The 12,637-nt window shown below is 64.2% G+C and carries 13 protein-coding genes; 7 read left to right on the plus strand and 6 right to left on the minus strand.

Features of this window, described 5'->3' with window-relative positions; translation table 11 throughout:
- Nucleotides 1–80 precede the first annotated feature (80 nt).
- Together clpB and QCE49_RS07570 are read right to left on the minus strand one after the other, a co-directional pair.
- On the minus strand, nucleotides 81–2,678 hold the full coding sequence (clpB, locus tag QCE49_RS07565; RefSeq protein ID WP_008349306.1) for an ATP-dependent chaperone ClpB: 2,598 nt from the start codon (nucleotides 2,676–2,678) through the stop codon (nucleotides 81–83).
- 174 nt (nucleotides 2,679–2,852) lie between these two features.
- On the minus strand, nucleotides 2,853–3,362 hold the full coding sequence (locus QCE49_RS07570) for an Rrf2 family transcriptional regulator (RefSeq protein WP_008349304.1): 510 nt from the start codon (nucleotides 3,360–3,362) through the stop codon (nucleotides 2,853–2,855).
- Nucleotides 3,363–3,652: 290 nt separating this feature from the next.
- Here QCE49_RS07570 and QCE49_RS07575 point away from each other — a divergent pair, with 290 nt between their 5' ends.
- The gene (locus QCE49_RS07575; RefSeq protein ID WP_250457744.1) at nucleotides 3,653–4,198 is read left to right on the plus strand and encodes a group III truncated hemoglobin; all 546 of its coding nucleotides are present in this window, start codon (nucleotides 3,653–3,655) and stop codon (nucleotides 4,196–4,198) included.
- 6 nt (nucleotides 4,199–4,204) lie between these two features.
- Here QCE49_RS07575 and moaE read toward each other — a convergent pair whose 3' ends face one another.
- Genes moaE through glp form a run of 3 tightly spaced genes read right to left on the minus strand, consistent with a single transcriptional unit; the run spans nucleotide 4,205 to nucleotide 6,162 of the window.
- Nucleotides 4,205–4,669, minus strand: coding sequence for a molybdopterin synthase catalytic subunit MoaE (gene moaE / locus QCE49_RS07580; RefSeq protein WP_008349299.1), 465 nt, complete (start codon nucleotides 4,667–4,669; stop codon nucleotides 4,205–4,207).
- Between the two features lies 1 nt (nucleotide 4,670).
- Nucleotides 4,671–4,928, minus strand: a complete 258-nt coding sequence (gene moaD / locus QCE49_RS07585; protein ID WP_034473180.1) for a molybdopterin converting factor subunit 1 — start codon at nucleotides 4,926–4,928, stop codon at nucleotides 4,671–4,673.
- A gap of 4 nt (nucleotides 4,929–4,932) precedes the next feature.
- The gene (gene glp / locus QCE49_RS07590; protein WP_350029565.1) at nucleotides 4,933–6,162 is read right to left on the minus strand and encodes a gephyrin-like molybdotransferase Glp; all 1,230 of its coding nucleotides are present in this window, start codon (nucleotides 6,160–6,162) and stop codon (nucleotides 4,933–4,935) included.
- Nucleotides 6,163–6,405: 243 nt separating this feature from the next.
- On the opposite strand from glp, the gene QCE49_RS07595 reads away from it, so the two are divergent.
- The 6 genes from QCE49_RS07595 to QCE49_RS07620 all read left to right on the plus strand — a co-directional run bounded on the left by QCE49_RS07595 (nucleotide 6,406) and on the right by QCE49_RS07620 (nucleotide 11,489).
- Nucleotides 6,406–6,951, plus strand: coding sequence for an NUDIX hydrolase (locus tag QCE49_RS07595; RefSeq protein WP_008349294.1), 546 nt, complete (start codon nucleotides 6,406–6,408; stop codon nucleotides 6,949–6,951).
- A 48-nt stretch (nucleotides 6,952–6,999) separates the two neighbouring features.
- Nucleotides 7,000–7,731: a leucyl/phenylalanyl-tRNA--protein transferase gene (aat, locus tag QCE49_RS07600; RefSeq protein ID WP_008349292.1), complete on the plus strand. Its 732-nt coding sequence runs from the start codon at nucleotides 7,000–7,002 to the stop codon at nucleotides 7,729–7,731.
- A gap of 112 nt (nucleotides 7,732–7,843) precedes the next feature.
- Entirely contained in the window at nucleotides 7,844–8,671 is an 828-nt protein-coding gene (locus QCE49_RS07605) for an arginyltransferase (RefSeq protein ID WP_033536383.1), read from the plus strand.
- A 96-nt stretch (nucleotides 8,672–8,767) separates the two neighbouring features.
- The gene (locus tag QCE49_RS07610) at nucleotides 8,768–9,790 is read left to right on the plus strand and encodes a quinone-dependent dihydroorotate dehydrogenase (RefSeq protein ID WP_008349289.1); all 1,023 of its coding nucleotides are present in this window, start codon (nucleotides 8,768–8,770) and stop codon (nucleotides 9,788–9,790) included.
- Between the two features lie 113 nt (nucleotides 9,791–9,903).
- Entirely contained in the window at nucleotides 9,904–10,704 is an 801-nt protein-coding gene (locus tag QCE49_RS07615; RefSeq protein WP_008349288.1) for a cystine ABC transporter substrate-binding protein, read from the plus strand.
- Between the two features lie 125 nt (nucleotides 10,705–10,829).
- A complete protein-coding gene (locus tag QCE49_RS07620; RefSeq protein ID WP_034473185.1) occupies nucleotides 10,830–11,489 on the plus strand; it encodes an amino acid ABC transporter permease in 660 nt (219 codons plus the stop codon).
- A 35-nt stretch (nucleotides 11,490–11,524) separates the two neighbouring features.
- On the opposite strand, the gene QCE49_RS07625 is transcribed toward QCE49_RS07620, so the two are convergent.
- Nucleotides 11,525–12,517 (minus strand): Gfo/Idh/MocA family protein, encoded by a 993-nt coding sequence (locus QCE49_RS07625; protein ID WP_250457742.1) that lies wholly within the window; start codon nucleotides 12,515–12,517, stop codon nucleotides 11,525–11,527.
- Nucleotides 12,518–12,637: the final 120 nt, after the last annotated feature.

Raw genomic sequence — 12,637 nt, forward strand, 5'->3', positions numbered from 1 at the left:
AGAAACAAAAAAGGCAACGAATCGCTCCGTTGCCTTTTTCGCCCGACGGCCGCCGCGCTACCGCGACGACCGAACCGCCCTCAATGCACCACGCGATCGAACACGAACTGGCCTTCCCGCACATCGACGGGAATGACGTCCTTCGGCCCGAACCGTCCCGCGAGAATCAGCTTGGCGACCGGATTCTCGATCTCCTGCTGGATCGCGCGCTTCAGCGGACGCGCGCCGAACAGCGGGTCGTACCCGACCTTGCCGATCTGCGCGAGCGCCGCATCGGAGACGTCGAGGTCCATATCGAGCTTGGCGAGCCGCTCGTGCAGACGCGCCAGCTGAATCTTCGCGATGGACTCGATGTTCGTGCGATCGAGCGCATGGAACACGACGACATCGTCGATACGGTTCAGGAATTCCGGCCGGAAGTGCAGCTTCACTTCTTCCCACACGGCGTCCTTCACCCTTTCCTGCGGCTCGCCGACCATGCCCTGAATGACCTGCGAGCCGAGGTTCGACGTCATCACGATCACCGTGTTCTTGAAGTCCACGGTGCGGCCTTGACCGTCCGTCATGCGCCCGTCGTCGAGCACTTGCAGCAGCACGTTGAACACGTCCGGATGCGCCTTCTCGATTTCATCGAGCAGAATCACGCTGTACGGCTTGCGGCGCACGGCCTCGGTCAAATAGCCGCCTTCCTCATAACCGACGTATCCCGGCGGCGCGCCGATCAGACGCGCGACGCTGTGCTTCTCCATGAACTCACTCATGTCGATGCGGATCAGATGATCTTCCGAATCGAACAGGAACGCCGCGAGCGCCTTGCACAGTTCCGTCTTGCCGACGCCCGTCGGCCCGAGGAACAGGAACGAGCCATACGGACGATTCGGATCCGAGAGACCCGCACGCGAGCGGCGAATCGCGTCCGCGACGGCGCCGATCGCCTCGTCCTGGCCGATCACGCGCTCATGCAGCTTCGCTTCGATCTGCAGCAGCTTCTCGCGCTCGCCCTGCATCATCCGCGAAACGGGAATGCCGGTGGAACGCGACACGACTTCCGCGATTTCCTCGGCGCCGACCTGCGTGCGCAGAAGACGCGGACGCGTCGGGTTGTTCTGCTCCTGCGATTCGGCCTGCGTCACCTGCTTCAGTCGCGCTTCGAGTTCCGGCAGCTTGCCGTACTGCAACTCGGCGACCTTCTCCAGCTTGCCTTCGCGCTGCAGACGCGTGATATCCGCGCGCACTTTCTCGATTTCTTCCTTCAGTTGCGCGCTGCCCTGCACCGCCGCTTTCTCGGCAGTCCAGATTTCCTCGAGATCGGAATACTCGCGATTGAGCCGGTCGATTTCCTCTTCGATGAGTTGCAGACGCTTCTGCGACGCCTCGTCCTTCTCCTTCTTCACGGCCTCGCGCTCGATTTTCAGCTGAATGAGACGACGATCCAGCTTGTCCATCTCTTCGGGCTTCGAATCGATTTCCATCTTGATGCGCGACGCGGCTTCGTCGATCAGATCGATGGCCTTGTCGGGCAAAAAGCGGTCCGTGATATAGCGATGCGACAACTCCGCCGCCGCGACGATAGCCGGATCGGTGATCTCGACGCCGTGATGCAGTTCGTACTTCTCCTGCAAGCCGCGCAGAATCGCGATGGTCGCCTCGACCGACGGTTCATCGACGAGCACTTTCTGGAAACGCCGCTCGAGCGCCGCGTCCTTTTCGATGTACTTGCGGTATTCGTCGAGCGTCGTCGCGCCGATGCAATGCAGCTCGCCGCGCGAGAGCGCCGGCTTGAGCATGTTGCCGGCGTCCATCGCGCCTTCGGCCTTGCCCGCGCCGACCATCGTGTGAATTTCGTCGATGAAGACGATGGTTTGCCCTTCGTCCTTCGCGATGTCGTGCAGCACGGCCTTCAGGCGCTCCTCGAACTCGCCGCGATACTTCGCGCCCGCGAGCAGCGCGGCCATGTCGAGCGAGAGCACGCGCTTGCCCTTGAGCGTTTCCGGCACTTCGCCATTGACGATGCGCTGCGCGAGTCCTTCGACGATCGCCGTCTTGCCGACGCCCGGCTCGCCGATCAGCACCGGATTGTTCTTCGTGCGGCGCTGGAGAATCTGGATCGAGCGGCGAATTTCATCGTCCCGGCCGATGACCGGATCGAGCTTGCCCGCACGGGCGCGTTCGGTCAGATCGACGGTGTATTTCTTGAGCGCCTCGCGCTGGCTTTCCGCGTCCTGGCTATTGACCTGCGCGCCGCCGCGCACGGCGTTGATCGCGGCTTCGAGCGCACGGCGCGTCAGGCCGTGCTGCTTCGCGAGACGGCCGGCTTCGCCACGGTCGTCCGCGACGGCGATCAGGAACATCTCGCTCGCGATGTACGTGTCGTTGAGCTTCTGCGCTTCCTTGTCGGCGGCGTTGAGCAGGCCCGCGAGTTCGCGGCTGACTTGAACATTGCCGTCGGTGCCCTGGACTTGCGGCAGACGGTTGATCGCTTCGTTGAGCGCCGTTTGCAGCGCCTGAACCTGCACGCCCGCGTGCGACAGCAGCGAGCGCGCGGAGCCGTCCTGCTGCGCGATGAGCGCGGCAAGCAAATGCACCGGTTCGATGTACTGGTTGTCGCGCCCGACCGCGAGGCTCTGCGCGTCGGACAGCGCTTCCTGAAATTTGGTGGTGAGTTTGTCGATTCTCATTTTTTAAAAGCTCCGATTCTGAATACGACCAAAATGAGGCGCTTTTTGTCACTTTCAAGCATCGTTTGGGCCGGAAAGTGCTCTTTTTGCTCTTCGACAATGGCGGCAGCCAACCGCCCAGGCTCTGAATTGACCTACGGCGTCCGGGTTTCGTTCAACGCGTGCCGGCTGGAATCACGAAGGCGCGCGAAGCGCCCCGGGCGCACCCACCGCAATCGGCGCGATGCTGACGATGCCGAGCAGAGCCGCCAGATCGTTCGCGGGTTGAGCGAGCTCGCCGACCGTGTGCTTGTCGAGTTCGGCGAGAAAGGCGTCGCGCGCGGTTGCCAGCACGCCGCGCAACCGGCAGGCCGGCTGAATGACGCAGCGCGCGTGCGACGAGGCTTGCCGATCCGCCGGCTGATTCACGAGGCAGCCCACGAGCGCGAAATCGCTTTCGGTTCTGCGCACGATGTCGCCGATCGTGAGGTCGTTCGTCCGCGATGAAAGTCTCAGTCCGCCGTTGCGGCCGCGCACGGTCTCGACCCACCCGAGTTCGCCAAGCTGCTGGACGATTTTCATCAGATGGTTCTTCGAAATGCCATATGCATCCGAGATTTCCTGAATCGTCGAAAGGCCGGAAGGTCGAACCGAGAGATAGAGCAGGACGCGCAGCGAATAATCGGTGTAATCGGTGAGTCGCATGATCTCGCGCGGAGAAAGTGGATGCAAAAGCGCCTCGGGATTTCGACGAAACGCGCGTATCGTCAAGGAGTCCGCGTCAAGACGAGGGACGATGACACGAGCGGACGTGGCTGACTTACCATCGGCGCACCGCTCGCCCGCGTCGTACCAAAATGCACGGAATCCGTACAAGCGTGCTTTTCGTACGGCTTGAGACGCGCGTCGACGAATCGGCCGCATGGATGCGCCATTTTGCGGCATCTTTACATTCTTCGCCGGAAATTATCTGATCCGCCTTCACTGTTTCAAAGATGACGAACACCGAACACCTTTCCGCCGATGCCCCGCGCGAATGCGCACCCAGCGAAGCCAATGTCCGCGCGCTGGTCGAAGCCTTCTATCGGCGCGTCGATGACGATGCGCTCCTCGGGCCGATCTTTTCGCGCGCGCTCGCCGGCCGCTGGGACGAGCATCTCTCCAAAATGACCACCTTCTGGTCGAGTCTCGTGCTCGGATCGAAGCAATATCGCGGCAACGTGCAGGAAGCGCATCGCCCGATCGACGATATCGAGCCGCAACACTTCGCGCGCTGGCTGTCGCTGTTTCTCAACACGGTCGAGTCGCGCTATGAGCCGGCTGCGGCCGTGCAGTTCATGGAACCCGCGCTGCGCATCGCGCAGAGCTTGCAGTTGAGCAAGTTCGGCTGGGACTACGAGATTCCCGTCGAGCAGCAGGAACTGCTCGCGGCGCTGAAGCGGCAGCGCACGGGCGGCGCGCCCGAGCCGCGCTTCCCCGAGCGTCCCGACGCCGAGCCGTTTCCCGCGAAGTTCATCGGCAAATCGGCCGACGAAAAATGACGCCGGTCAGGTCTGCCAGCGCGCGAGCGCCGTATCGTCGGACTCGCGCGCGTCGACCCAGCGTTCGCCCGCTTCGGTCTTCTCCTTCTTCCAGAACGGCGCCTGCGTCTTGAGATAGTCCATCACGAAGGCGCAGGATTCGAACGCCTCCGCGCGATGCATCGCCGTCGTCGCGACGAGCACGATCTGATCGAGCGGCTTGAGTTTGCCCACGCGATGCACGATCAGCACGTCCGAGCCGCGCCAGCGCTCGCGCGCCTGATCGGCGATCGTTTCGAGCGATTTTTCGGTCATGCCGGGGTAATGCTCGAGTTCCATCGTCTCGACGGCGCTGCCTTCGTTCAGATCGCGCACCGTGCCGACGAAACACGCGACCGCGCCCACTTTCGGATTGTCGGCGCGCAACGCGGCCACTTCCGCGCTGATGTCGAAATCGGCTTCCTGCACGCGGATTTTCGAACGCGTGTTCATCTCAGCCACCCGTCACAGGCGGAAAGAACGCCACTTCGCAACCCTCGGTGATGCGCTGTGACGGACTCGTCATCACGTGATTGCAGGCCATGCGCAATGCACGGCCTTCCGCGAGCGTCTCTTCCCACACGCCGCCGCGCATGCGCAGCCACGCGCGCACGTCGCCGACATTGACCACCGTGTCCGGCACGCTGACCGTCTCGTTCGCGACGCCCAGCGCCTCGCGCACGCTCGCAAAAAATCTCAAATCGATCTTCATTTCTCTACCGCGTCAGTTCTGAAAATGGGATGAAGCGCACGATCTCGCCCGCGCCGATCGCATGATTCGGCGGATTGTCGATGAGACCATCGCCCCAGACGGTCGATGTCAGCACGGCCGAGCTCTGATTCTCGAAGAGATCGAGGCCGCCCGACGCGTTCACGCGCGCGCGCAGGAATTCGTTGCGGCGATCGCCTTTTTTCTGGCTGAAGTCGGCGCGCATCGAATAGACGCGCGGCGCGACGTTCGTCACGCCCGCGAGCCGCAGCAGAAACGGCCGCACGAACAGCAGGAACGTGCAGAAACTCGAAACCGGATTGCCCGGCAAGCCGATGAAAAACGCCTCATCGCGAACCGCACCGCCGCGCCGCACCGCGCCGAACGCGAGCGGCTTGCCCGGCTTCATCGCGATCTGCCACATCGAAATGCGTCCTTCGGCCTCGACCGCCGGCTTCACGTGATCTTCCTCGCCGACCGACACGCCGCCGCACGTCAGGATGAGATCGTGATCCGCCGCCGCGCGCCGCAAGGTTTCGCGCGTCGCATCGAGCCGGTCCGGCACGATGCCGAGATCCGTCACCTCGCAGCCGAGCTTCGCGAGCAGCGCGCGCAGCGTGAAGCGGTTCGAGTTGTAGATCGCGCCGGGTTCGAGCGGCTCGCCCGGCATGCGCAGTTCGTCGCCGGTGAAGAAGATCGCGACGCGCACGCGCCGCACGACCTCGAGCTGCGCACATCCGACCGACGCCGCGAGCCCGAGCGCCTGCGGCGTCAGGCGTGTGCCCGCGGGCAGGATCACCGAGCCGCGCCGGATATCCGCGCCTTGTTGCGTGATCCACTCGCCCGCCGTGGGCGCCTGCCCGAACGCGACGCGCCCGTCGTCCGACGCTTGTGCCATTTCCTGCATGACGACGGCGTCCGCGCCGGGGGGCACCGTCGCGCCGGTGAAGATGCGCGCGGCCGCGCCCGCCGCGAGCGGCCCGGCCGCGTGTCCCGCCGGGATGCGCTGCGACACCCGCAACGTGACCGGCGCGCCTTCGCTCGCGCCAGCGAGATCGGCGATGCGAACCGCGTAGCCATCCATCGCACTGGTGTGCATCGGCGGGACGTCGAGCGGGGAGGTCACGTCGGCGGCGAGCACGCGGTTCAGCGCATCGAGCGTGTCGACGCGCTCGCGGGCGTCGACCTGACGCGCGGCGTCGAGCAGACGGCCGAGCGCGTCGGCGGTGGCGAGCATCGGAGGACGGCTTGAAGCGGCTGGCGTGGATGACATGGCGTTCGGTTGGGACGCGCGCGGCGGCCTGATCGTGAAAGGGACATTGCAATTCCGGTCAACTATTGTAGCGAGAAGGCAGGCGTCGCACCTTCGCCGCCGGGCAAGCCGGACATGCGCCGCGACCGATACCGCAATCCATTCGCGCGCCTCAAAGCCGCGGCGGTGCGGTGATACACTCGCAGCACACTTCCCACGTCCATTTCCATGAAATTCTGTTCCCTCTGCGGCCACGAGGTCGGTCTCGCCATTCCGCCCGGCGACAACCGCGAGCGCTTCGTCTGCAACAACTGCGGCACCGTTCACTATCAGAATCCGCGCAATGTCGTGGGCACCGTGCCGGTGTGGGACGACAAGGTGCTGCTGTGCCGTCGCGCGATCGAGCCGCGTTACGGCTACTGGACGCTGCCCGCGGGCTTCATGGAAATGCAGGAAACGACGAGCGAAGGCGCCGCGCGCGAGACGCTCGAGGAAGCGGGCGCGCGCGTGGAGATTCAGAGTCTCTTCACGCTGCTCAACGTGCCGCACGTGCATCAGGTGCATCTGTTCTATCTGGCGCGGCTGCTCGATATCGAAGTCGATCCCGGCGAGGAGAGTCTGGAAGTGAAGCTCTTCGAGGAAAGCGAGATTCCGTGGGACGAGATCGCCTTTCCGACGGTCGGACAGACGCTGCGATTCTTCTTCGCCGATCGCGCCGCCGGCAACTTCACGCTGCATACGGGCGACATCTTCCGCACGCTGCGCGACGGCTGATTCCGCCGCTGTCCGACGAATCTCACTGAACGCCGCCCTCCCGAGAACATGGTTCCCTGGCTCGCCGACGACGATCCCTTCCCGCCCGTCGAGCGCGCGCTCGGCGCGGCGAGCGGCGCGCCGGGCCTGCTCGCCGCGAGCGCCGATCTTCTGCCGTCGCGGCTCATCGATGCTTACGGGCGCGGCATCTTCCCGTGGTATTCCGACGGCCAGCCCGTGCTGTGGTGGAGTCCCGATCCGCGCATGGTGCTGTTTCCGGCCGAGTTCAAGGTGTCGGATTCGCTGCGCAAGACCTTGAAGCGCGTGGTGCGCGATCCGGTCTGGGAGATCCGCGTCGACGACGATTTTCCCGCCGTGATGCGCGCCTGCGCCGACACGCCACGCGACGGCCAGCGCGGAACGTGGATCACGTCGGATATCGTGGATGCCTACACGACCTTGCATCGCGCAGGCAACGCGCACAGCGTCGAGACGTGGTTCGACGGCGTGCGCGTGGGCGGACTGTACGGCGTGTCGTTCGGGCGCATGTTCTTCGGCGAGTCGATGTTCGCGCACAAGACCGACGCGTCGAAAATCGCGCTTGCGGCGCTCGTCGGACACTTGCGCCGCAATCAAATTGAGATGATAGACTGCCAGCAGAACACGTCGCATCTGGCGTCGCTGGGCGGCCGCGAGATCGCGCGCCGCGCGTTCGTCGCGCATCTGAGACGGGCGACGGCGGAACCGGCGATCGGCTGGCGCTTCGACAAATCCGTCCTTCTCGACGTGCTGGCACGCTAAACGCTACACGCGTGATGCCCGAGCGACACATGCAATGCAGCCGCCGCGCGCCTGAAGACGATCTCGCGCGCCGGCCGGCAACGACGAGACGACGCCTGCGAGAGCCGCCAACGTGACACATCCGAACGAGCTGCCGCTGTCACCGCTTTCCGCGCTGCAATTCTATGCAACAGCGCCCTACCCTTGCAGTTATCTGGAAGGGCGTGTTGCGCGCTCGCAGGTGGCCACGCCGAGCCATCTCATCAACTCCGACGTCTACACCGAACTCGTCAAGGCCGGCTTCCGGCGCTCGGGCGTCTTCACGTATCGACCGTATTGCGACGGCTGCCGCGCCTGCGTGCCGGTGCGCGTGCCGGTCGCGCGCTTCGTGCCGAACCGGGCGCAGCGGCGCGTCTGGAAGCTGCACGGCAATCTGATCGCGAGCGTCGCGCCGCTGCATTACGACGAAGAGCATTACGCGCTTTACATGCGCTATCAGTCGGCGCGTCACGCGGGCGGCGGCATGGACCGCGACAGCCGCGATCAGTACGAGCAGTTCCTGCTGCAAAGCCGGATCAATTCGCGGCTCGTCGAGTTTCGCGAACCCGCGCATCCGGGACATCCGGACGAGCCCGGCGAACTGCGCATGATCAGCATGATCGACATACTCGGCGACGGCTTGTCGTCCGTGTACACGTTCTTCGAACCCGATCTGCCGAAGACGAGCTACGGCACCTTCAACATCCTCTGGCAGATCGAGCAGGCGAAGAGTCTCGACTTGCCGCACGTCTACCTCGGCTACTGGATCCGCGAAAGCGAAAAAATGGCGTACAAGGCCAATTTCCGGCCGCTGGAAGGTCTGATCGACGGCCGCTGGACGCTGCTCGATCCCGCGAACACTCACTCCGCGGGCGCGCTGCCGATGCCCGGGCGCATCAACGGCCCGAGCCAGCCGAAATAGCCGCCGAAGTCCCTCCCGCGCGCCCGGACCGGCACGCCGTCCGAAACCGCTAAAATAGCGGTCTTAAAAAAATTCGCCGTCGCCGGCTTTCATTTCGTGTTCAGTTCCCTCTATCCGATCGCGCGTTCGCATCTCTTCAAGATGGACGCGGAAGACGCTCATCATCTGACGCTGCGCATGCTCGGCGCGGCTGGCCGCACCGGGCTCGCCGGCATGCTCGCCAAGCGCGGCCCCGATTCGCCCCGCACCGTCATGGGCATCACGTTCCGCAATCCGGTCGGACTCGCGGCGGGGCTCGACAAAGACGGCGCGTGCATCGACGGGCTCGCGGCGCTCGGCTTCGGCTTCATCGAAGTGGGCACCGTGACGCCGCGCGCGCAACCGGGCAATCCGCGCCCGCGCATCTTCCGGCTGCCCGAGGCGAACGCGCTCATCAACCGGATGGGCTTCAACAATCGCGGCGTCGATCAGTTCGTCGCGAACGTCAAGGCCGCGCATTATCGCGGCGTGCTGGGACTGAACATCGGCAAGAACGCCGATACGCCGATCGAACGCGCCGCCGAGGACTATCTGTATTGCCTCGAGCGCGTCTATCCGTTCGCGAGCTATGTGACGATCAACATTTCGTCGCCGAACACGAAGAATCTGCGGCAGCTCCAGGGCGCGGGCGAACTCGATTCGCTGCTCGGCGCGCTCAAGGAAAAGCAGGCGCGGCTGTCCGATCTGCATGGCAAGCTCGTGCCGCTCGCGCTGAAGATCGCACCCGATCTCGACGACGAGCAGATCAAGTCGATCGCGGGCACGTTGCTGGCTCACAAGATCGACGGCGTGATCGCGACCAACACCACGCTTTCCCGCACCGCCGTGACCGGCATGAAGCACGGCGACGAAGCGGGCGGCCTGTCCGGGCGTCCGGTCTTCGACGCGTCGAACGAGGTCATCCGCAAGCTGCGCGCGGAGGTCGGGACCGACGTGCCGATCATCGGCGTAGGCGGAATTTTCTCGGGCGACGACGCGCGCGCGAAGCTCGCGGCGGGCGCGTCGCTGGTGCAGATTTATACAGGGCTGATCTATCGCGGTCCCGCGCTCGTGAAAGAGTGCGTCGAAGCGCTCGCGTGACGCCCCAATCCGGCATATAGACATAAGCAAACGATATTACGCAGCGATTGCGTTTTCACTATGATCGCCGCATCGAAAAAAGACGCTGTGCCCATCAAGAGGAAAACAACACGATGAAACTGTCCACGCTCAAGAAGCTCGTCGCCGCCAGCCTGATCGGCGCGGCATTCACGGCCGTCACGACCGCCGCCCACGCCGAAGATCTGCTCGATCAGGTCAAGCAGCGCGGCACGCTGCGCGTCGGTCTCGAAGGAACCTTCCCGCCGTTCAACTCGAAAGCGCCGAACGGTGAACTCGTCGGCTTCGACGTCGATATCGCCAAGGCCGTCGCCGCCAAGCTCGGCGTGAAGCCCGAGTTCGTCACGACCGAATGGAGCGGCATCATCGCGGGCCTGCAGGCGGGCAAGTTCGACGTGATCGTCAACCAGGTCGGCATCACCGATGCGCGCAAGCAGACGCTCGATTTCTCGCCCGCCTACACGTACTCGAACGCGCAACTGATCCAGCGCAGCGACGACAAGCGCGAGTTCAAGTCGCTCGAAGAACTGAAGGGCAAGAAGCTCGGCGTCGGCCTCGGCACGAACTATATGGACATGGCGAAGTCGGTGCCGGGCATCGACGTGAAGACGTATCCGGGCGCGCCCGAGTATCTGCGTGATCTCGCCGCCGGGCGTCTGGACGCCGCGCTCAACGACCGCCTGATGCTCGCGTACTTGCTGAAGAATTCGCAATTGCCGCTGCGCACCGGCGCGAATGTCGGCGCGGGCAATCCGTCCGGCATTCCGTTCAAGAAGGGCAATCCGAAGTTCGCCAAGGCGATCGACGACGCCATGACCCAGCTCGAAGCCGATGGCACGTTCTCGAAGATTTCGGACAAGTGGTTCGGCATCGACGTGACGAAGCCGGCGAAATAAGACGCGCCGTTTCCGGCGTCGCGAGGGCGGCATCGTAACGGTGCCGCCCTTCTCTTTTGCCGGCTCGGTTTAATATGTGCCGGTTTGTTTCACTTCAGCACCGTTTCAGTCAACGCGTCTCTTAAATGTCCACGACATCCCTGCTCGTTCAATCGGCGCCCGTGCTGGCGCAAGGCGCGCTGCTGACGATCAAGTTCGCGCTCTACTCGATGTTCTTCGGCCTCATCGCGGCCGTCGTACTGGCGTTGATGGGCATCAGCCAGAACCGCGCGCTCGTCGCGATCGGACGCTGCTATGTCAGCGTGATGCGCGGCACGCCGCTGCTCGTGCAGATCTTCGTCATCTACTACGGCCTGCCGAGCCTCGGCATCTCCCTCGAACCGACGCCCGCGGGCGTGATCGCGCTGTCGGCGAACGTGGCCGCGTATCTGTCGGAAAGCATGCGCGGCGCGATTCTCGGCATCCACGCCGGGCAGTGGCTCGCGTCTTATAGCCTCGGACTGTCGCGCGCGCAGACGCTGCGTTACGTGATCGGGCCGCAGGCACTGCGCATCGCGGTGCCGAGCCTGTCGAACAGTCTCATCAGTCTGATCAAGGACACATCGCTCGTGTCGGTCATCACGGTGACCGAACTGTTGCGCAGCGCGCAGGAAGTGATCGCGGCGACCTATCAGCCGTTGCCGCTTTATCTCGCGGCGGCGTTCGTCTACTGGATTCTTTGCAGCGTGCTCGAATTCGTGCAGCGGATTTTCGAGCGGCGTCTCGCGCTGCCGGGGCGGCACTGATCGCAAACAGGCCGCTGAAAAGCGGCTTTTTCGCATTAGTCGGTTTCGAACGGAAACCTGAGATTCAAATCGCGCCGCGCGGCGTCGATGATCGCGATCATCCGCATCGACGTTGCGTACGGCATGACCGGGCTCTCGGTTTCGCCGGCGCGCAGCAGCTCGCAGAAATGCGCGGTTTCGTAGTTGAGGCCGCCGCCCGAGAACGGCTCGTCGAGTTCGGCCTTTCTTCCGTCCGTATAAGCGATCGTCGCGCGCGATGGATTCCACCAGTTCTCGTGGATCGTCACCGTGCCGAGCGTGCCGCCGATGAGCGCATCGCCGCGGCCTTGCAGATCGAGTCCGCAGAACAGTTGCGCGATGCCGCGTTCGTGGCGCACGTTCAGGCTCGCGAAGACGTCGACGCCGGTCGCGCCGAGCCGTCCGATGGTCTGCACGTCGAGCGCCTCGCCGAGCCAGTCGACCGCGAGAAACGCCTCGTAAATGCCGATATCGAGCAGCGCGCCGCCGCCCGCGTCCAGCGAGAACGACGGATGATCGAGCGGCACGTTCGCCATCGAGCAGCCGGCCCGAACGAGACCGATTTCACCGATCGGATCGCTTTGCACATGCTCGCGCAAGCGGCGATACAGCGGATAGAACGGCGGCTTCATCGCTTCCATGAACAACACGTTCGCCGCGCGCGCCGCGTCGATCATGCGTTGCAGCTCGCGCGCATTCACGGCCGCGGGCTTTTCGCACAGCACGGGCTTGCCCGCCGCGAACGCGCGCAACGCGTACCCCGGATGGCTGTCCTGCAAGGTCGCGATGTAGAGCGCGTCGATGTTGGCGAGCAGCGCGTCGAAATCGGCGAATGCGCGGGCATCGAATGCATCGGCCAATGCGCGCGCCGGTTCTTCGCGGCGCGACCACACGCCCGCGAGCCGCGCGCCTTCGACGTGCGTGAGACTGTCGGCGAAGCGCCGCGCGATGCGTCCCGCGCCGACGATGCCCCAGCGGATCGTCTTTTCATCGATATTCGTATTGCTCAAGCCTGCCTCCGTGCGCCAGATTCGTCGTGCGACGCATTGTGCCTGATTGCGTCGCATGACGACTGCGCGCGGCGGGCTCAGACGGCAAAAAGCCGGGACATGTCCCGGCTCGATACATTC

Origin of the sequence: Caballeronia sp. LZ008, from assembly GCF_031451435.1 — a bacterium.
GTDB classification, from domain to species: Bacteria; Pseudomonadota; Gammaproteobacteria; order Burkholderiales; family Burkholderiaceae; genus Caballeronia; species Caballeronia zhejiangensis.